General features: G+C 37.0%; 22 protein-coding genes. 2 read left to right on the forward strand and 20 right to left on the reverse strand.

Annotated features, from left to right (window positions below; translation table 11 throughout):
• Positions 1-213: 213 nt before the first annotated feature.
• The 13 genes from purD to U8526_RS02810 form a co-directional block, all read right to left on the reverse strand.
• On the reverse strand, positions 214-1,470 hold the full coding sequence (purD, locus tag U8526_RS02750; protein WP_334340449.1) for a phosphoribosylamine--glycine ligase: 1,257 nt from the start codon (positions 1,468-1,470) through the stop codon (positions 214-216).
• 14 nt (positions 1,471-1,484) lie between these two features.
• Positions 1,485-3,026, reverse strand: coding sequence for a bifunctional phosphoribosylaminoimidazolecarboxamide formyltransferase/IMP cyclohydrolase (gene purH, locus U8526_RS02755; protein WP_334340450.1), 1,542 nt, complete (start codon positions 3,024-3,026; stop codon positions 1,485-1,487).
• Positions 3,026-3,607: a phosphoribosylglycinamide formyltransferase gene (gene purN / locus U8526_RS02760; RefSeq protein WP_334340451.1), complete on the reverse strand. Its 582-nt coding sequence runs from the start codon at positions 3,605-3,607 to the stop codon at positions 3,026-3,028. Before purN ends, purH begins: the two co-directional genes overlap by 1 nt.
• Entirely contained in the window at positions 3,604-4,623 is a 1,020-nt protein-coding gene (gene purM / locus U8526_RS02765; RefSeq protein ID WP_334340452.1) for a phosphoribosylformylglycinamidine cyclo-ligase, read from the reverse strand. Before purM ends, purN begins: the two co-directional genes overlap by 4 nt.
• Positions 4,624-4,633: 10 nt before the next feature.
• Positions 4,634-6,040: an amidophosphoribosyltransferase gene (gene purF / locus U8526_RS02770; protein ID WP_334340453.1), complete on the reverse strand. Its 1,407-nt coding sequence runs from the start codon at positions 6,038-6,040 to the stop codon at positions 4,634-4,636.
• Positions 6,025-8,235 carry a phosphoribosylformylglycinamidine synthase subunit PurL gene (purL, locus tag U8526_RS02775; protein WP_334340454.1) on the reverse strand — a complete coding sequence of 737 codons (2,211 nt, stop codon included), beginning with the start codon at positions 8,233-8,235 and terminating at the stop codon, positions 6,025-6,027. The genes purF and purL overlap by 16 nt, the downstream gene beginning before the upstream one ends.
• Positions 8,235-8,903 (reverse strand): phosphoribosylformylglycinamidine synthase subunit PurQ, encoded by a 669-nt coding sequence (purQ, locus tag U8526_RS02780; RefSeq protein WP_334340455.1) that lies wholly within the window; start codon positions 8,901-8,903, stop codon positions 8,235-8,237. Before purQ ends, purL begins: the two co-directional genes overlap by 1 nt.
• A complete protein-coding gene (purS, locus tag U8526_RS02785) occupies positions 8,904-9,149 on the reverse strand; it encodes a phosphoribosylformylglycinamidine synthase subunit PurS (protein WP_334340456.1) in 246 nt (81 codons plus the stop codon).
• A gap of 10 nt (positions 9,150-9,159) precedes the next feature.
• A complete protein-coding gene (gene purC, locus U8526_RS02790; RefSeq protein ID WP_334340457.1) occupies positions 9,160-9,867 on the reverse strand; it encodes a phosphoribosylaminoimidazolesuccinocarboxamide synthase in 708 nt (235 codons plus the stop codon).
• 3 nt (positions 9,868-9,870) lie between these two features.
• Complete coding sequence (gene purK / locus U8526_RS02795; RefSeq protein ID WP_334340458.1) at positions 9,871-11,001, reverse strand: 5-(carboxyamino)imidazole ribonucleotide synthase; 1,131 nt, start codon at positions 10,999-11,001, stop codon at positions 9,871-9,873.
• The gene (gene purE / locus U8526_RS02800) at positions 10,994-11,479 is read right to left on the reverse strand and encodes a 5-(carboxyamino)imidazole ribonucleotide mutase (RefSeq protein WP_334340459.1); all 486 of its coding nucleotides are present in this window, start codon (positions 11,477-11,479) and stop codon (positions 10,994-10,996) included. Before purE ends, purK begins: the two co-directional genes overlap by 8 nt.
• Before the next feature lie 242 nt (positions 11,480-11,721).
• Positions 11,722-11,940 (reverse strand): YneF family protein, encoded by a 219-nt coding sequence (locus U8526_RS02805; RefSeq protein ID WP_056951281.1) that lies wholly within the window; start codon positions 11,938-11,940, stop codon positions 11,722-11,724.
• Positions 11,941-12,002: 62 nt separating this feature from the next.
• Entirely contained in the window at positions 12,003-12,245 is a 243-nt protein-coding gene (locus tag U8526_RS02810; RefSeq protein WP_334340460.1) for a DUF896 domain-containing protein, read from the reverse strand.
• A 94-nt stretch (positions 12,246-12,339) separates the two neighbouring features.
• On the opposite strand from U8526_RS02810, the gene lexA reads away from it, so the two are divergent.
• Both lexA and U8526_RS02820 read left to right on the forward strand, forming a co-directional pair.
• Positions 12,340-12,963 carry a transcriptional repressor LexA gene (lexA, locus tag U8526_RS02815; RefSeq protein WP_334340461.1) on the forward strand — a complete coding sequence of 208 codons (624 nt, stop codon included), beginning with the start codon at positions 12,340-12,342 and terminating at the stop codon, positions 12,961-12,963.
• A gap of 105 nt (positions 12,964-13,068) precedes the next feature.
• Positions 13,069-13,689, forward strand: coding sequence for a histidine phosphatase family protein (locus tag U8526_RS02820; protein ID WP_334340462.1), 621 nt, complete (start codon positions 13,069-13,071; stop codon positions 13,687-13,689).
• Between the two features lie 78 nt (positions 13,690-13,767).
• Here U8526_RS02820 and rplS read toward each other — a convergent pair whose 3' ends face one another.
• The 7 genes from rplS to ftsY all read right to left on the reverse strand — a co-directional run bounded on the left by rplS (position 13,768) and on the right by ftsY (position 19,346).
• Entirely contained in the window at positions 13,768-14,121 is a 354-nt protein-coding gene (rplS, locus tag U8526_RS02825) for a 50S ribosomal protein L19 (RefSeq protein ID WP_025085681.1), read from the reverse strand.
• Between the two features lie 112 nt (positions 14,122-14,233).
• The gene (gene trmD, locus U8526_RS02830) at positions 14,234-14,962 is read right to left on the reverse strand and encodes a tRNA (guanosine(37)-N1)-methyltransferase TrmD (protein ID WP_334340463.1); all 729 of its coding nucleotides are present in this window, start codon (positions 14,960-14,962) and stop codon (positions 14,234-14,236) included.
• Positions 14,962-15,477 carry a ribosome maturation factor RimM gene (gene rimM, locus U8526_RS02835; RefSeq protein ID WP_334340464.1) on the reverse strand — a complete coding sequence of 172 codons (516 nt, stop codon included), beginning with the start codon at positions 15,475-15,477 and terminating at the stop codon, positions 14,962-14,964. Before rimM ends, trmD begins: the two co-directional genes overlap by 1 nt.
• 66 nt (positions 15,478-15,543) lie before the next feature.
• Positions 15,544-15,816 (reverse strand): 30S ribosomal protein S16, encoded by a 273-nt coding sequence (rpsP, locus tag U8526_RS02840; protein WP_057740148.1) that lies wholly within the window; start codon positions 15,814-15,816, stop codon positions 15,544-15,546.
• Positions 15,817-16,069: 253 nt separating this feature from the next.
• Positions 16,070-17,506, reverse strand: coding sequence for a signal recognition particle protein (gene ffh, locus U8526_RS02845; protein WP_334340465.1), 1,437 nt, complete (start codon positions 17,504-17,506; stop codon positions 16,070-16,072).
• Between the two features lie 12 nt (positions 17,507-17,518).
• Positions 17,519-17,860 carry a YlxM family DNA-binding protein gene (gene ylxM / locus U8526_RS02850; RefSeq protein WP_025085701.1) on the reverse strand — a complete coding sequence of 114 codons (342 nt, stop codon included), beginning with the start codon at positions 17,858-17,860 and terminating at the stop codon, positions 17,519-17,521.
• 1 nt (position 17,861) lies between these two features.
• Positions 17,862-19,346 carry a signal recognition particle-docking protein FtsY gene (ftsY, locus tag U8526_RS02855; RefSeq protein WP_334340466.1) on the reverse strand — a complete coding sequence of 495 codons (1,485 nt, stop codon included), beginning with the start codon at positions 19,344-19,346 and terminating at the stop codon, positions 17,862-17,864.
• Positions 19,347-19,354: the final 8 nt, after the last annotated feature.

The following is a 19,354-nucleotide window of genomic DNA, read 5'->3' on the forward strand; positions in this document are numbered from 1 at the left end:
CTTAAAAAAATAAGACTACCAGTTTCTTAAATCATAGCTTTTCTTCCTATTTTAAACAACTTCATATTTAAAGTTTTAATAATCAATAAAGATCCCTCTATATTCATACACTCTTAGATTTTTCACAAAATATATAATCCTAAAGTATCGGGGCCGCCAATAAAAAAATAGAAGTAATATTTCAAGTGAAATTTTACTTCTATCTTTTCTGTATTAAATGGAATTCTTACCAATATCACGTCGGTAAAAAATATTTGTTTGGTCCATTTTTTCAAGTTCTCGATAAACTTTTACTTGCGCATCCTCGACTGATTCAGCCTGTGCTTGCATCAAGTATAAACGACCACCGTGGCTAAATAGTTTTTGCTGATCTTGCTTTACAGCTGCATAGTTGATCATCAATGGGCATTTTTTGAAACTATCCCTATCACCTAACGAGCCAAATACAGGCTTTACAGGGTAACCTTTACTGACAGCAAAAACTCCTAGGTTTATACCGTTCGTTTCCCAATCAATTTTCTTTATACTCTTATGACATAAAATTTGTTCAATGATTTCTGACAAATCAGATTGTAATCTTGGCAAAACTACTTCCGTTTCAGGATCACCAAATCGTGCGTTAAACTCGATGACTTTGATACCATTTTTTGTCAAAATCAATCCGGCATAAAGAATTCCAGTGTACTTAATGCCTTCTTTATAAAGCTCTGCAACAAACGGCTTTAAAACAGTTTCTACTGCCACTTGCTCAATATCTTTAGAGAGATTAGAGACTGGACAGACAGCTCCCATACCACCGGTATTAGGCCCTTCATCACCGTCAAAAATTTTCTTATAATCCTGAGCTAAAGGCATTGGATAGAAGCGCTTATGATCAACAAAAGCCATTAGCGAAAATTCTTCACCCTCAAGAAACTCTTCAATCACAACTTTCTTAGTGCCAAATTTATGTTCCGCCAATAAGTCGGTTACTGTTTCAATCGCTGTAACTAAATCCGAAGCGATAAAAACACCTTTACCTGCGGCCAGTCCGTCTGCCTTGATGACAATCGGAAAATCTGACGTTGCCTTTAAATAATTCAAGGCATTTTCTAACTTAGTGAATTCTTGATACTGAGCAGTAGGAATACCAGCATCGGCCATCAATCTTTTAGTAAAAACCTTTGACCCTTCGACTTGGGCTGCCTGTTTATTAGGTCCAAAAATTTTTAGACCTTGTCGTTTGAAGAAGTCCACAATTCCGTTAACTAAAGGCTCTTCTGGACCCACAATCGTAAAGTCAATAGCATTCGTTTTTGCAAAGTTTGCCATTCTTTCAAAATCATTTTCTTCTATTGAAATAGTTTTGATTTCTGACAATTTCATCCCATCGTTACCGGGAGCACAGAAGACAACATTTTGAGAATTCTTTTGGAGTGCCTGACAAATGGCATCTTCCCTTGCCCCTGAACCGACAACTAATATTTTCATTGAATGACCCCTCTCTAATGTTTGAAGTGTCTTCTACCAGTGAAGACCATTGCAATACCATGTTTATCAGCCATATCAATTGAATCTTGATCTTTAATTGAACCACCAGGTTGCACAATAGCTGTAATACCATGCTCGGCTGCATATTGAACACAATCATCCATTGGGAAGAATGCATCAGAAGCCATGATCAATGGTTTGTGCTCTTCAGCTTGTTCTTCTTGTTCAATAGAGATTTTTACTGAACCGATACGATTCATTTGTCCTGCACCGATACCAAGAGTCTTATCAGTAGTTGAAATAACGATAGCGTTACTCTTCACATGCTTAACAACTTGTTGACCAAATAGTAAAGCCTTCATCTCTTCAGGAGTTGGGGCTTTTTTAGTTACAACTTGGAATTCGTCCAAATTATCAACTGTTGTATCTCTTTCTTGAACTAAGAGTCCACCCATAACAGAAACATATTCATATTTATCAGCTGACTTAGCCTTAGTGAAGTCTAAAGTCATCAAGCGAATATTTTTCTTAGCTTCCAAAATTTCTAAAGCTTCAGGGGTAAAGCTTGGAGCAATAACAATTTCTAAGAAGATCTTGTGCATTTCTTCAGCAATTTCTTTAGTAACTTCACGATTAACAGCTACAATTCCACCAAAAATTGACATTGTATCAGCAGTATAAGCTTTACGCCATGCTTGATAGATTGATTCATCATCTACCCCAACACCACATGGATTCATATGCTTCAATGCTGCGACACACGGTTTGTCAAAATCAGCGACAATTCTTAAGGCTGCATCGGCATCTTTGATATTGTTGAAAGATAATTCTTTACCGTGTAGTTGTTTAGCTGAAGCAATTGAGTATTCACTTGGCATTGCACTTTGATAAAAAGCAGCTTTTTGATGTGAGTTTTCACCGTATCTTAGTTCTTGATGGAAATCGTAACCAAGTACTTCAACGTCAGGGAATTCTTCACCATTTAGATCTGACAAGTAATGGGCAATAATACTGTCATATTCAGCTGTATGTCTGAAAGCTTTAGCAGCCAAACTTTGTCTCAAAGCCAAATTATCTTCGCCACTCTTGATACTTGTTAAAACTGTTTCATAGTCGTTGGCATCAATTACTACGTAAACGCTCTTGAAATTTTTTGAGGCGGAACGAATCATTGATGGACCACCAATATCAATTTGTTCGATAGCTTGGGCCGGTGTGACACCATCTTGAGAAATGGTTTCTTTGAACGGATAAAGATTTACACAAACTAAATCAATTGTTTGGATATTTAATTTTTCCAAAGTCTTCATATGTTCAGGATTATCACGTTTAGCTAGTAGACCAGCGTGAACCATTGGATGCAGTGTCTTTACACGTCCATCAAGAATTTCTGGAAATTTCGTTACTTCATCAATTTCAGTAACCTTTACGCCATTTTCTTGTAACTTCTTGTATGTACCACCAGTAGAAATAATTTCAAAATCATTTTCAATTAATCCTTTAGCAAACTCAACGACTCCAGTTTTGTCAGAAACACTAATCAAAGCTCTTTTCATTATTTACTTACCCCATTATTTTTTATTAATAAATCTCGCACTACTGTACGGTACATTTGATGCTCAGTTTGATGAATCCTAGCTTCTAAGCTAGCTTCGGTATCTTTACTTAAACGTACAACTTTCATCTGTTTGATAACTGGACCGGTATCGACCCCTTCGTCAATATAATGAATCGTTACACCAGTCACCGCGTCATTGGCAGCGTAAGCACGTTCAATTGCTTCTAAACCTGAATATTTTGGTAAAAGTGATGGATGAATATTGATAATGTGATTAGGATATTCACCTAGTAAAACTGGCGTAACCACACGCATATAACCTGCCAAAAGAATATATTCGATTTCTAACGGCTTTAATTTATCAATAATTGCTTGCTCATACTCACCGCGGTTAGCGTAATCAGCCAGTTGATTCACAAAAACGGGAATATGATATTTTTCTGCTCGTTTAATTACATGAGCATTGGGTTGGTCACAAACTAATAATTCAATTTCTAGACCTAGTCTCTTCAATTCATCTGATCCGGCAATGGCTTCAAAATTACTACCATTACCTGAGGCAAATACAGCTACTTTCACAGCTTATCTCCTTTCAAAATCAGATTGGTTGAATCTTTTTCTACAACTTCACCAATGGTATAAGCCACAGTTTCAAGTTGATTCAATTGTTCCAAAACCTTTAATTCATCTTTAGGATCAACCGCTAAGACCATCCCCAGACCCATGTTGAAAATATGATACATATCGATGGTTTCTAAATGTCCATACTTTTGTAAGGCAGCAAATATTGGCAATTCTGGCCAAATATCAACATTGATCTCAGCTGCTAATCCATCGGGCAACATTCGAGGAACATTTTCAAAAAATCCACCACCAGTAATGTGGGCCGCCCCATTGATAAGTTTTTGTCCCAACAACGGTACTAATTCATTGGCGTAAATCTTAGTTGGAGTTAATAAAATTTCTCCCAGAGTTTGTCCATCTAATTCCGGTAAGATAGTTTCCAAGTTAAAATCATTATCCTGAAAGAAAATCTTTCTCACTAATGAATAACCATTAGAATGAATTCCACTTGATGTGATACCAATTAAGACGTTACCTTCTTGAATGTTTTCTTTACGAAGTAATTCATCTTTTTCACAGATTCCTACTGCAAAACCAGCAATATCATAATCATTATCGCCATAGACTCCAGGCATTTCAGCCGTTTCACCGCCAATTAAGGACGCATTAGACATTTGACAACCAGCAATTACGCCTTTTAGTATTTCTTCAACCTTTTGATCAACCTTACCAGTTGAAATATAGTCTAGAAAATATTGCGGAATAGCCCCCTGTGCCAAGATGTCATTAACACACATTGCCACACAGTCGATACCAATTGTGTCCCACTTCTTAAACTCATTAGTCAATAAAAGTTTTGTTCCAACACCGTCGTCACTTGAAACTAGTACTGGCTGCTTAAAACCAGCAGGAATTTCATAGATACCGCCAAAATTACCAATACTCTTACTCTTAGTCTTTTGTTTCACGAATTGAGAAATCTTATAACCGGATTCCACATTTACACCAGCATCTTGATAGGGATTTGCCATAAAATTCTCCTTATTTTTTGGATTCATAGTCGTATAGATAAGTTGGATAATCTCCATTGAAATACGACATATCTAATCCTGAATATGGTGCATCAGCGTTCATTCCAATGGCATCAATTAAACCATCTTCGCTCAAGAAACGTAGCGAGTCGGAACCAAAAATTTGATTCATTTCTTCAATACTCTTATGAGCGGCAATCAACTCACTCTTTTCCTGGATATCGATACCGTAAAAACATGGATGCATGAATCTTGGTGAAGCGATACGTAAATGAACTTCAGTTGCACCAGCATCCCTTAGCAATTGCACGATGTAAGCACAAGTAGTTCCACGGACGATCGAATCATCCACCAAAATAACTCGCTTACCTTTAACAACACCTTTTACAGCCGCTAATTTTTGACGAACGCTTTTCTCTCGTAATTCTTGGGTTGGTTGAATAAACTCTCGACCCATATATTGATTCTTGATCAAGCCCATTTCATAAGGTAGACCACTAGCTTCAGCATAACCACTAGCTGCCGACAGAGAAGAATTAGGAACACCGACAACAATATCGCCTGGTGCTGGATATTCTTGAGCTAAGTTGGCTCCCATGCGTTTTCTGGCTGAATGAACATTAACACCTAGAATGTCGGAATCAGGACGAGCAAAGTAAACGAATTCCATTGAACAGATGGCTAGTTGTGTCTTAGTGGTCCAATGATCGATTTTCATCCCCTCGTCAGAGATAGTAATCAATTCACCAGGTTGTACATCACGGACAAAAGTTGCTCCAACAGCATCTAACGCACAAGTTTCACTAGCAACTACATAACCACCATCATCTAACTTCCCAATTGATAAAGGTCGAAAACCGTGTGAATCCAAAGCCAGAATCAAAGCATCTTTGGTCAAAAGCAAGTAAGCAAAGCCACCTTGAATCTTGTTAAGTGCTTCAACCATACGATCACGGAAAGTCGGTTGTGTCGACTGTTTGATCAAATGAACTAAAACTTCTGAATCAGAACTGGATTTAAAGATATGTCCTTTTTGTTCCAATTCTTTTTTTAGAGTAATCGCATTTGTTAAATTACCGTTATGAGCCAAAGCTAATTGACTGTCTGTAAAGTCAAACAATAATGGTTGAACATTTTCAATCTTATTTTCACCAGCAGTTGAGTATCGAACATGACCAATAGCTGAATCTCCAACCAGATTATTCAAATACTCAGGTTTAGAAAAAACTTGAGTCAACAATCCTAAATTACGATAAGTGCGTAACTTTTGACCATCGTTTGCGACAATTCCCGCACCTTCTTGACCACGATGCTGCAAACTGTGGAGTCCTAAATAGGTTAGGTAGTTAGCATTCTTAGCACCCCAGACACCGAAAACACCACATTCTTCATTTAAACTTTTTACTTCATCAAGCACGAAATCGCCTCTTTCCAATTATTCGATGCTTTCTCACCATCAATTGATACTGTTTCATCTTTAGTTGTTACCTTGAAATCTGAATTGCCTGTTACTTGACCTAACAGTTGGAAATCTCTCAACACTAGATTTTCAAACTCAGTTTGATCCTCTGGTTTAACTGTTACTAAGAAACGTGATTGTGTTTCCGAGAATATTTGAGCTGACGTTAAATCAGTCTTAATTTCAAATCCTAATTGGTTTTCAAAAGCTGACTCAGATAAGGCTACAGCTAAGCCACCTTCACTCAAGTCATGACAACTGGCAATTAGGCCTTGAGCTATCGCACGATGAATCAAATCTTGATGAAGCTTTTCTTCATTGAGATCCAATGGACGCAAACCACCTTTAATTGAGCCTGTTTGTTGCAACTGAATTTCTGAACCATTGAAATCATCAAATGTGTTTCCAAGTAAATAAATAAGGTCGCCATTTTCTTTAAAAGCTATTGTTGTAACTTTCTTGATATCATCAATCAATCCAACCATCCCGATCATTGGACTAGGATAAATTGCCTCATCATTGTATTCGTTATAGAGTGACACGTTACCTGAAATTACTGGTGTATTGATTTTTTCACAGGCACTGGCAATTCCTTCAACACTCTTATCAAGTTCCCAGAAAACCTCAGGATTTTCAGGATTACCATAGTTCAAACAATCTGTTACACCGATAGGTTCACCACCACTGGCAACAATGTTACGAGCCGCCTCCATAACAGTGATCTGACCACCAACGTATGGATCTAAGTAAACGTACTTAGAATTACTGTCGTTAGTCATCGCAATAGCTTTCTTAGTGCCTCTGATACGAGTCACGCCGGCATCACTACCTGGTTGAGTTAAAGTATCTGCCTTAACTTGAGAATCATATGTTTGATAGAAATGTTTCTTACTAGCAATATTTGGTTGTTGCAAGATTTTTTGCCAAGTATCTTCTAGTGAAGTTATTTCTGGAACAAAATGATAATCACGATCTTTTGCAATACGAGCAGGTTCAACCTCTGGTCGATCGTATTCCGGAACGTCTTCGGTCAAACTACGGACAGGAATATCAGTTACTAATTCATCATGATGATAAATCTTGTATTGTTTATCCTCAGTTACTTGACCAATTACTACCGCATCTAATTCAAAGTCCTTAAAGAAATCTAGAACATTATCTTTAAATTGTGGTTTTACACAAAGGACCATTCGTTCTTGCGATTCTGACAGCATCATTTCATAAGCTGACATTTCCGTTTCACGTTGGGGAACGTTATCAAGATTTAAAATCAGTCCACTATCAGCTTTAGAAGCCATTTCAGCGGTTGATGATACCAATCCAGCAGCTCCCATGTCTTGAATACCCAAGATCCAATTAGGATGTTTTTCGATAATTTCAACACAGGCATCCATCAATAATTTTTCAATGAAGGGATTTCCCACTTGAACAGCGGAACGTTGCTTATTCTTTGTATCTGTGAATTCATCTGAAGCAAACGTTGCCCCATGAATCCCATCACGACCAGTTTTAGCACCAACGTAGACGATCAAATTGCCTTTACCACTAGCGGTACCATGTTTGAAATCAGTTTTATTCAATAATCCAACACACATGGCGTTAACTAGCGGATTATTTTCGTAACATTCTTCAAAAGAAATTTCGCCACCAACGGTTGGCAAGCCGATACAGTTACCGTAACCACCAATTCCAGCTACAACTTCATTAACTAAATGTTTAGTTTTACCATCTTTTAATGGGCCGAATTTCAAACTATTCAATAGAGCAAAAGGTTGGGCCCCCATGGAAAAAATATCTCTGATAATACCACCGACACCAGTAGCTGCACCTTGATATGGCTCAACGGCTGAAGGATGATTGTGACTTTCAGCTTTGAAGACAACTGCTTGACCATCACCAATATCCAAAATACCAGCATCTTCACCAGGGCCAGCAAGTACGCGATCACTCTTGTTAGGCATCTTTCGTAAAACTTTTTTGGAATTCTTGTAAGAACAATGTTCACTCCACATAACAGAATAAAGTCCTGTTTCTGTATAGTTAGGAAGTCGTTCTAAAATTTTTTCACAAATCAATTCGTATTCTGAATCACTCAATCCCCATTGTTGGTACAATCTGGAATCTTTAATTTGTTTAGCAGTAGGTTCAGTCATTAATTATTCACCCTTTGATTGATTATTGATTGAAATAGTTTGAGCCCATCGCTTGAACCGACGATATCCTCCAAAGCACGTTCTGGATGTGGCATCATTCCCAATACATTACCTTGACGATTCATCACTCCAGCAATTTGATCAACACTACCATTAACATTTTCTTTGTAACGGAAAACAATTTGGTTATGAGCTTTTAAATCCTCTAAAGTTTGATCATCACAATAATATCTGCCTTCACCATGGGCAACTGGGATACGAATTTCTTCATCTTCAGCGTATTGATTGGTAAAAGTCGTCTGATTATTCATTACTTGTAAAGTGACAGTTTCACAAATGAAGCGACTCTTTTCGTTTTGGATCAAAGCACCTGGTAATAAATGCAATTCTGTTAAAATTTGAAATCCATTACAGATGCCTAGAACAAATTTACCTTCGTTAGCAAAACGAACAATTTCTGAAATAATTGGTGCATGAACGGCAATGGCACCACTTCTCAAGTAGTCGCCGTATGAAAAACCGCCTGGAATCAAGACTCCATCAAAGCCATCTAAACTTGTTTGACGATAATCGACTAACTCAACTTGTTCCTTGATACCGTCTTTAATGGCATAGTAGAGATCCATATCACAGTTGGAACCTGGAAAATTAACAACGGCAAACTTCATCTATTCAGCCTCCAAGATCTCATAACGGTATGTTTCGATATTAGGGTTAGTCAATAAATTGTCACAAATAGCGTCAATATCTTTATCCAATTCAGGATAGTCTTCAAAATTCAATTCAAAATATTTTCCCATATGTACATCTGAAACCTTGTCATAATCCATTGTTTGGATAGCCGACTTAATAGCTTCACCTTGGGCATCTAATACAGAGGGTTTTAGTGTTACGTAAACTTTAACTAATTTCATCATTACTCTCCTATCGTGTTGTCAATCTTTCTAAAACAGAATGATATGTCTTAACCAAATCACCTTCATGCTTACGAAATACATCTTTATCCATTGAATGGTGACTAGTTTTATCCCAAAGACGACAATTGTCTGGTGAAAATTCGTCTACTAGAATAATTTCATTGTTAACTTTTCCAAATTCCAATTTGAAATCAACCAAATCAAAATCACTTTGGGCAAAAAACGGAATCAATAGTTGATTAATTGCTAGTGTCATTTTTTTAATAGTAGCTATTTCTTCTTTATCCGCGATACGCAGAGCATGGATCTGTGATTCATTGATAAATGGATCATCTAAGGCGTCACTCTTGTAATAAAATTCAATGATTGGTTCTCTTAGTTCCAAACCATCTTCCAAGTGGAACTTACGTACAAAACTTCCTGAGCCAATGTTTCTCAAGACCACCTCTAGTGGGAAAACTTCACTTTTTTGAACTAATTGTTCATGATCGGATATATTTTCAATTAAATGAGTCTTAACACCATTTTTGATCAAATAATCAAAAACCAAAGTAGAAATTCGACAGTTCAAAACTCCCTTACCTGGTAGTACTTCTTTTTTCTTACCGTTAAACGCTGTGGCTTGATCTTTATAAACCATCAAAAGTTCATTTTCTTTGTCAGTCTTATAAACGTTCTTAGCCTTACCTTCGTATAGCAAATTATCTTCAGTCATAATTTACACATCCCAAATTGAATTTTTTTCGATAGCATCTTTTGTTTCACGTAAGTCATCACTCAATATTGTGATATGACCCATTTTGCGATTATTCTTACTTTCAGCTTTTCCATAGTCATGGAAGTGCCAATCAGCATGTTTATCCAATTCGTCCTTAGCTGGTTGTAAATGTTGCCCTAATAAATTGACCATCACTGCCGGTTGTAAGAGTTTGACCTTAGGCATGGCTAAATTGCAAACACCACGAATGTGAGCATCAAACTGCGAAATATTGCAGGATTCAATCGTTAAATGACCCGAGTTATGTGGTCGTGGAGCAATTTCATTAACAAATACTTCATCTGTTTCTGAGATAAAGAATTCAATACACATCGTTCCTACTAACTCTAAATTACGTGCTAATTGCTCACCGATTTTATAAATTTCATTTTCCGTATCAGTACCGATCATTGCTGGACAACTACTGATATGCAAAATATTGTGACGATGCACATTTTCAATCACTGGGAATATTGAGGTTTGTTGCTTGCTATTAGCTGAAACAACGATTGAAACCTCTTTCTTCAAAGCAATCTTTTTTTCAACGATACAGGTTCCATGCATTAATAATTCTTCAATATCGGCATAACAGACATCTTCGGGATCTTCGATTAAGATTTGACCTTTACCGTCGTATCCACCACGCGTAGTTTTGACGATCACTGGTGCACCCAATTTCTCTACAGCACGGTGATATTCGAAGATATTTTCAATAACAACATGTGGCACCGCTGAAAAACCACTTTCTTCAATAAAGTTTTTTTCAGAAACTCGATCTTGAGTAATTGTCAGAGCCTTTGTTCCTTGTGGCACTTGCGTATACTTTTTAACCTCATTGATAGTTTCCGCATCAACATTTTCAAATTCATAAGTTAAAACGTCGCAACGCTTAGCTAATTCAATTAATTGAGCCAAATCATCATATTCAGCTACGATTTGATCATCAGAGACCTGAGCGGCAGGACAGTTGGGAGTCGGATCCAAGATGATGACTTTATATCCCATCTCTTTTGCTGAAAAAGACATCATTTGACCTAACTGACCACCACCGATAATTCCAATCGTACTACCTGGTAAAATTGTTTTAACCAAGATTTTTCCCACTTTCTAATGACTTATCATGCATAGCCTTGGTGTAACCATCCAAAGATAATTCATAATCGTGATTTTGTAGTGCACAGATCTTAGTTGCCATAATAGCGGCATTCTTAGCACCCGCTTCACCAATCGAAACCGTTGCTACGGGGACACCAGCTGGCATTTGAACAATTGACAATAAAGAATCCATCCCTTTTAAATATTTCGATGGAACTGGAACACCGATAACCGGCAGACTAGTTGAAGAAGCAATCATTCCTGGTAAATGGGCTGCTCCCCCGGCACCTGCTATTATCACTTTGAAGTCGTTTGATCGTGCTGTCTTAGCAAAATCCAACATCTCTTGTGGAGTTCTATGTGCTGAAATTACTTTGACTTCATAACTGACTTGTAGTTCTTTCAAAACATCAATTGTGTTTTGCATAACTTTCAAGTCCGAAACTGAGCCCATAACTATTGCTACATCACTCATTGGTTTTCCACCCTTCTGTCTTTGGTAATCAAATTCTAACAAGTTATGAAAATTCTTTCAACACAAAACACGTATTTAAATTAAATATTTTTAGTTATTATTCGTATTTACCGTTTTCATTTAGATTATTTTAGATATTATTAATTTTATAGTTCGTAAATAAAGAGCAATTGATTTTTTAGATAAAAAAATAGACGATACACACATTAAAATATGTATATCGTCTATTAATTTTTATTTCATTACTTCTTTTTTTGTGATGCTTTCATAGTACTCATTAATTGGTTAAGTTTCTTTTGTGATGGTTTTTGTCCCATTTGAGCCATCATTTGCTTAATCATATCTGCACTGATTGGTGGATTATCTTGGAAGTACTTCTTCATATACCATCTGGCAATAAAGAATCCACCAACTAAACCGATTAATAAGGCTAGAATACCAACGATTATTGTTGTTCCCATTTATGTTTCACCCTTTCCATACATCTATTAATATTACAAAAAAATCACTCTAATTGAAAGTATTAATCGTCACGTAAACCTTTTTTACGTTGAATTTCTCTAACTTTCTCCGGTGTGACTTCATTTCCTTGCTTATCAAACACACGCATCATCTCAATTTGAGATTTAAAACTGGCACGAAAGTTCTTCAAATACTCTTTTCTAAGTTCGGCTTGTTGATCTTCTTCCTCTTTAGTAATAGTACCTGCTTTTGCTTTGTGAGCCAGTTCATTAATTTTTTTAAGCAATTCTTCTTGTTCGTTCATAATTTTAATTCTCCCCATTATATCGAACACTTGTTTGAACTTGCATTCATATTTTGATACAATCTAATTAAGATATTAACAATGAGGTGTTCTAATGTCAAAAGCTGAAGGCTCTAAACAGTCACAAATTTTACAATGTATCTATGATTATTTAGATGAACATGGATATCCGCCAACTGTCAGAGAAATCTGCGAAGCTGTGGACTTATCGTCTACATCAACGGTTCATGGTCACCTATCTCGTCTTGAGAAAAAAGGTTTTATTCAACGTGACCCTACTAAGCCTAGGGCGATTGAACTTACCGGTGCTGGATTAAATTCAATCGGCATCAAATCTAAGCAAATTCCTATCTTAGGCAACGTTGCTGCTGGGCAACCAATCACAGCTGAACGTAATCCTGATGGGTATTTTCCAATTCCACCTGACTTAAATCGTGAATCTGGCGAATTATTCATGCTCGAAATTCATGGAGAAAGTATGATCAACTGTGGTATTTATGATGGTGATCACGTTATAGTTCATGAACAAAACTTTGCTAATAATGGCGAGATCGTTATTGCTATGACTGAAGACATTGAAGCTACCTGCAAGAGATTCTATCAAGAAAATGGACATTACCGCCTACAACCTGAAAACGATACAATGGATCCAATCATCTTAGACAGCGTGGAGATACTTGGTAAAGTTGTCGGACTATATCGTTCACAAATATTTTAATTAATCACTCCTTTTCTGGGGTGATTTTTTATTTCTCCAAAATTTTCTTCTATAATAATAAGCAAGTGAGTTAATTAAGAATCCAAACTTATAAAGGAGAAAAACATGACTGAATTTTACCTCATCCGTCACGGACAAACTAAAGCCAATGTCATGAAAATGAAGCAAGGCAATATTAATACCGAAATGACTTATTTAAATACCCACGGTCAGCAACAAGCCCAAACGTTGAAACAAAATTTTGACATCAGTTTTGCTGATCGTATTATCTGTAGTCCTTTAAAGCGTGCTCAACAGACTGCTGATATTTTAAACACTGCCGCTGACTTACCTATTTCCTACGACAAAAGATTGGTCGAAATATCTTATGGACAATGGGATGGTCAAAGGAATGCCGATTTAAGAAAAATTCATCCTGATGCATACAACAAATACTGGAACGATGTCCTACCACTTTATACTAAGTATGCCACTGACGGAGAACGCTTTGAAGACGTCGTTAAGCGCGTACACGGCTTTTTACAGGACGCCTTAAAGAATTACCCTAACGACAAACTTATCTGTGTCACTCATGGTTTTACGGTCAAAGCAGCGGCTTTAGATGTTTTAAAGCCTCAAGATGTAATGAGCATTCCTGAACCTAGAAATACCAGTGTCACGAAGATTGTTGCTACACCAGAAGATCAAAAATTTTATTTAGAATACTACAATCAAATCTTTAACTAAAAAAATAAACCATCATTGAATAAAAATTCAACGTGATGGTTTATTTTTTGAAGTTTAGTTGCTATTAAAAGTATTAAATTAGATGTCGCGACGACGTTCCTTAATACGAGCAGCCTTACCTGTACGAGCACGTAAGTAGTAAAGTTTGCTACGACGTACACGACCATGTCTGATAACTTCGATTTGTTCTACACGAGGTGTGTTCAATGGGAATGTTCTTTCAACACCAACACCATTACTCATCTTACGTACAGTGTATGTAGCACTGATACCTGAGCCATGTCTCTTGATTACGACACCTTCGAATAATTGAATACGTTCACGAGTACCTTCAACAACCTTAGCATGTACACGAATAGTGTCACCGCTACGGAAGTCAGGAATGTCAGAACGTAGTTGTTCTTTTGTAATATCTTGAATTAATTCATTCATGAATAATTTCTCCCTATTCGACACTCTTATATATCTCTGACATACAGCGGAATATCGTTAATATGTGTCCAAACACTCTTAATATGATACTTTATTTGGACGAGCTTGTAAACTATATATTTTGACGAATTTTTCTGAGAAGCTTCTCTTCCTCATCCGTCAACTTTGCAGTTTCCAATAAATCTGGTCGACGTTCCAAAGTTTTCTTCAAGGCTTGAGTTAATCTCCAAAGACGAATCTTTTCATGATCACCACTTGTCAAAACTTCTGGAACCTTCTTACCACGAAAATCGGCTGGTTTAGTATACTGTGGATACTCCAACAAACCATTTGAGAACGATTCTTCCTCAGCAGAGAATGAATTACCTAAAACACCAGGCACAAAACGCAAAGTTGCGTCGATCATACTCATTGTTGGTAATTCTCCACCAGTCAAGATGTAATCACCAATCGAAACTTCATCAGTAACCAAATCTTTAACTCGTTCATCAAAACCTTCATAATGTCCACAAATAAAAACTAATTGATCCTCTTTAGCAAAGTCACGTGCCATTTTTGTGTTGAAAGTTTTACCTGCTGGGTCAAGCAAGATTACTCGCTTGCGGCCTGGTTTCTTAGTTTCAACATAATCCATGGCATCATAGATTGGTTGAGCCTGTAACAACATACCAGCTCCACCACCATAAGTTGTATCATCAACATGATGTTGCTTATTTGTCGTAAAGTCACGAAAATCAACTACATCAAGATTAACGAGACCCTTTTCTTGTGCTTTACCTATTAAAGACTCATTTAATGCCTGAAACATTCTTGGAAAAATGCTTAAAATTGTAATATCCATTAATCTATCAATCCATCCGGTATTTCAACTTCGACAATTTGTTTATCGAGGTCAACATTCTTAACAACATCTTCAATATAAGGCAAAAGAACTTCCTTATATTTTGTTCCTTTTACGACCCAAACGTCGTTTGGTCCTAATTCCATGATCTCAGTGACTTTTCCAATTTCGCCAAGATCCTTATCTATTACTTGCAGACCAATGATCTGCTTATAAAGAAATTCGCCTTCGTTTAATTCGGAAGTCAATTCACCACTGGCAAATAGTTCTGATTTAACATACTTTTCAACATCATTAATGTTGTCATATCCCTTTAATTTCAAAAGAATAAAGTTCTTATGTTTACGAGATGATTCTACTGTAAATTCCTCACTAGAATTACTCTTCTTGAAAACTAATTTAGAACCTGTTTTGAAGCGATCTTCTGGAAAATCTGTAATTGGAACGACTTTTAATTCACCTTTAATACCATGCGTATTGACAATAGTACCAACTCGATATAATTTTTCGGCCATTTTTCCTCCGTGATAATAAAATAGGACCCTGACAAAACATCGTTTTATCTGGTCCCATCAAAATAACTATTTTGTATACTTGCTTTCATGGAACTTTTGCATAATACCATGTTGTTTCAACAAGTGACGAACTGTATCTGAAGGTTGTGCACCTTTGTTTAACCATTCAACGATCTTGTCGTCATCAAGTTTGATTTCTTCTGGTTGTGAGATTGGGTTGTAGTAACCAACTTGTTCGATAAAGCGGCCATCACGTGGTGAACGTGAATCTGCAACTACTAATCTATAAAATGGGCGTAACTTGCTACCCATACGTTTCATTCTAATTTTAACTGACATATGTTTGTTTCCTCCTAAATACTTAACTTTGTTAGTATACACAAAAAAAAGAGTGGTGTAAAGTTTTTTTCTTTACACCACTTTTTTTTTTGCTTTTTTGAGATAAATAACCATTGTGCCTTGCCGCATAGTGGAAACGAGCTGCGTAGGCCAGATTCCTGTGCTTTGCCTGACTTCACGAACTGTCTGGCAGCCCAATTTGCAAAGTCCTGCAAATGCTCAGAATCTAAGCGGGCCTACTGCGCTCTCTATTCTAAGATTTAAAACGTTTGATCTTCTTTAAACGTTTCTTCTTACGTTTCTTACTCTTACGAACCATAGAATGCATAGCCATCTTACCTAGACGTCCTTGCATACCATTGCCCATAAGTTGATCCATGCCGGCCATATTCCCTTTACTCATCTTATTCATCATGTCACGTGATTGTTTAAATTGCTTAATCATACGGTTAACATTTTGAATACTTTGGCCAGATCCTTTGGCAATTCTTCTTCTTCTTGAAGGATTTAACAAATCTGGGTCTTCACGTTCTTGTGGTGTCATGGAATAAACAATGGCCTTCAAATGAGCAATATCTTTTTCACCGATATTGATATTTGCCAATTGTGGATTGTTAGCCATCCCTGGAATCATCTTCATGATTTCATCCAAAGGTCCCATTTTTTGAACTTGATCCATTTGATCAATGAAATCATTGAAGTCGAAACTATTCTCACGAATCTTTTCGGCTACTTCTTTTGCTTGTTTTTCATCATAATCTGATTGAGCTTTCTCAATCAAGGTCAACATGTCACCCATTCCTAGGATACGGTTGGCCATACGATCAGGATGGAAGACATCTAATTGATCTAATTTTTCACCTTGTCCAATGAACTTGATTGGTTTACCAGTGACGGAACGAATTGAAAGAGCAGCACCACCACGGGTATCACCATCCAACTTAGTCAAAACGACACCAGTAATATCTAATTGTTCATCGAATCCGGCAGCCACTTTGGCAGCTACTTGACCAGTCATAGAATCGGCAACAAACAAAATTTCATCTGGATGAGCCAATTCTTTGATACGTGTCAATTCTTCCATCAATTGTTCATCGATTTCCAAACGTCCGGCGGTATCAATAATTACATAATCATTCTTATTTTCATCGGCAACTTTTAAACCGTTACGCACGATGTCAACGGGATCATGCTCTGTTCCTTCATCATAAACAGGTACGTCTAGTTGTTGTCCAATAGTCTTCAACTGTTCAACAGCAGCTGGACGATAAACATCCCCCGCAATAAAGAGTGGACGAGCTTTTTTATCATTCTTAAGATAGTTAGCTAATTTACCTGCTGTTGTAGTTTTACCAGCACCTTGTAGACCAACCATCATGATGATCGTTGGTATGTGATCTGATTTGTTTAACGGAACCGCTTCTTGTCCCATCAACTTAGTTAGCTCTTCATCAACAATCTTGATAACTTGTTGTGATGGTGTCAAACTGTCCATTACTTCGGCACCTAAAGCACGTTCTCTAACCGTTTTGACGAAGCTCTTAACAACATCAAAGTTAACATCAGCTTCAAGTAAAGCCATACGTACTTCACGCATTACTTTACGAATATCTTCATCGGAAAGTTTTCCCTTACCCTTTAAGGTCGAAAAAACTTTTTGTAGACGTTCGCTTAATCCTTCAAAAGCCATATTCTTCTCCTATTAATTTTCATTTATTTTTAAAATTCTCTGTACTAAATCCAATAACTCTTTATCGTTGGAATACTTTTTCTCGACCAAAGTTTGCAAGGTATCCGCAATATCATCGATTTCGGTTGTCTTTTTGATTAACCCTAATTCCTGTTCAAAAGACTCCAATGAATTGACGGTCCGATGCAAATTATCCAAAACAGCTTGGCGTGATACCTTTAATTGTTCGGAAATCTCACTGAGTGAAAAATCCTCAACATAGTAAAGTTCAATATAACGACTCTGCTTTTTAGTCAGTAAAGAATGATAAAAATTATACAACAGATTCACTCGTGTAGTTTCATCTATCTTCATTTTATTTATCTGAAGCCCCAACAATTAATTCCTTGAATAGTCCATAAATGAACTTCTCAGGATCGAAGTCTCGTAAATCATCCATCTGTTCACCTAAACCAACAAGTTTAACAGGAATATGCAATTCATTACGAATAGCTAAGACAATTCCACCTTGAGAACTACCATCAAGTTTTGTTAAAACAATTCCAGAAACAGCTGTTGTTTCATTGAACTGTTTAGCTTGACTCAAAGCATTTTGACCAGTGGAACCATCCAATACTAATAATACTTCTTGAGGTGCATCTGGTAATTCACGAGTGATAACACGTTTAATTTTTTCTAACTCACGCATTAAGCCCTCTTTATTCTGCAAACGACCGGCAGTATCAACTAGCAAGATATCAAAATCCTCATTGATAGCTCTTTGAACGGCATCATAAACCACTGAAGCGGGATCAGTATGGGCTTTACTTGCTTGAACTGGTACATTGACACGTTTACCCCATTCCTGAAGTTGCTCGATAGCTCCGGCTCTAAAGGTATCGCCTGCAGCCAAAAGAACTTTTTTACCTTCTTGTTGATATCTGTGAGCCAATTTACCAATAGTTGTTGTCTTACCAGCACCATTAACGCCAACGAATAAGAAGACGGTCGGTGTCTTATCAGCACTGAATTTCAAAGTATTATCTTCGTTTTTGCCCTCTTCGCCGTACATATCAACTAATTTCTTAACAATAACGTTAGAAACATCAGAACGTTTCTTTGCATTCTCTAGCTTAACTTCTTCACGCAATTCATCTGAAATACGCATAGCAGTTTCATAACCAACATCAGATTCAATCAGTAATTCTTCCAAATCGTCAAAGAAATCCTCATCGACACTTCTGAAATTAGCTAAGAAACGGTTAAACCTAGCACTGAATGAATTACGACTCTTCTTTAAGCCTTCATCGTATTCTTTAACATCATCTTTAGGTTCTTCTTCAGTATCTTCTTTGGACTCTGGTTCTGTACCTGTATCTGATTCATCTGCTTCTTTTTGCTCAGATTCAGGCTCCTTAGATTCTTCGACTTCATTAGTATTTTCAGTATCAGTTAGTTCTTCAGCACTACTATCTGCTTTAGGTTGTGGTTCAGATTTGGGTTCTACTTGAGTCTCCGCTGGTTCTACGGGCTCGGATTCCTCTTTCTCTGGCTCTACTTCCTTAACAGGTGTTTCTACTGCCTTTGGTTCTTCATGTTTCTCAGGTTCAGAATCAGGTTTTGATTCCGGTTCCTCTGGTTTTTCTTCAGGTTCAACCTCTGGTTCTGGTTTAGTTTCTGGAGTTGAATCTTCTGTTTCTTTAGGTGTTTCCTCTGTTTTATCAGACTCATCAGAAGTTTTGCCAGATTCAACATTTTGGTCAGTTTCTTTTTCGGCTTCTGGAGTTTTTGATTCTAATTCTTCGTCTTTAGAATCATCTTTTCCAGTAAAAGCCTTTTTAATACGATCAAATAATCCCATACTTAACT

Origin of the sequence: Companilactobacillus sp. HBUAS56275, from assembly GCF_036913655.1 — a bacterium.
Classification (GTDB): Bacteria; Bacillota; Bacilli; order Lactobacillales; family Lactobacillaceae; genus Companilactobacillus; species Companilactobacillus pullicola.

Coding starts and splice junctions, on each gene's coding strand:
- ftsY (WP_334340466.1), bottom strand. CDS start 19,346: ATGGGATTATTTGATCGTATTAAAAAGGCTTTTACTGGAAAAGATGAT.
- purC (WP_334340457.1), bottom strand. CDS start 9,867: ATGACTGAAGATAATTTGCTATACGAAGGTAAGGCTAAGAACGTTTAT.
- lexA (WP_334340461.1), top strand. CDS start 12,340: ATGTCAAAAGCTGAAGGCTCTAAACAGTCACAAATTTTACAATGTATC.
- purQ (WP_334340455.1), bottom strand. CDS start 8,903: ATGAAGTTTGCCGTTGTTAATTTTCCAGGTTCCAACTGTGATATGGAT.
- purL (WP_334340454.1), bottom strand. CDS start 8,235: ATGACTGAACCTACTGCTAAACAAATTAAAGATTCCAGATTGTACCAA.
- rplS (WP_025085681.1), bottom strand. CDS start 14,121: ATGAATGAATTAATTCAAGATATTACAAAAGAACAACTACGTTCTGAC.
- purH (WP_334340450.1), bottom strand. CDS start 3,026: ATGAAAAGAGCTTTGATTAGTGTTTCTGACAAAACTGGAGTCGTTGAG.
- rpsP (WP_057740148.1), bottom strand. CDS start 15,816: ATGTCAGTTAAAATTAGAATGAAACGTATGGGTAGCAAGTTACGCCCA.
- ylxM (WP_025085701.1), bottom strand. CDS start 17,860: ATGAAGATAGATGAAACTACACGAGTGAATCTGTTGTATAATTTTTAT.
- purE (WP_334340459.1), bottom strand. CDS start 11,479: ATGAGTGATGTAGCAATAGTTATGGGCTCAGTTTCGGACTTGAAAGTT.
- purD (WP_334340449.1), bottom strand. CDS start 1,470: ATGAAAATATTAGTTGTCGGTTCAGGGGCAAGGGAAGATGCCATTTGT.
- U8526_RS02810 (WP_334340460.1), bottom strand. CDS start 12,245: ATGAACGAACAAGAAGAATTGCTTAAAAAAATTAATGAACTGGCTCAC.
- purS (WP_334340456.1), bottom strand. CDS start 9,149: ATGAAATTAGTTAAAGTTTACGTAACACTAAAACCCTCTGTATTAGAT.
- purM (WP_334340452.1), bottom strand. CDS start 4,623: ATGGCAAATCCCTATCAAGATGCTGGTGTAAATGTGGAATCCGGTTAT.
- U8526_RS02805 (WP_056951281.1), bottom strand. CDS start 11,940: ATGGGAACAACAATAATCGTTGGTATTCTAGCCTTATTAATCGGTTTA.
- ffh (WP_334340465.1), bottom strand. CDS start 17,506: ATGGCTTTTGAAGGATTAAGCGAACGTCTACAAAAAGTTTTTTCGACC.
- U8526_RS02820 (WP_334340462.1), top strand. CDS start 13,069: ATGACTGAATTTTACCTCATCCGTCACGGACAAACTAAAGCCAATGTC.
- trmD (WP_334340463.1), bottom strand. CDS start 14,962: ATGGATATTACAATTTTAAGCATTTTTCCAAGAATGTTTCAGGCATTA.
- rimM (WP_334340464.1), bottom strand. CDS start 15,477: ATGGCCGAAAAATTATATCGAGTTGGTACTATTGTCAATACGCATGGT.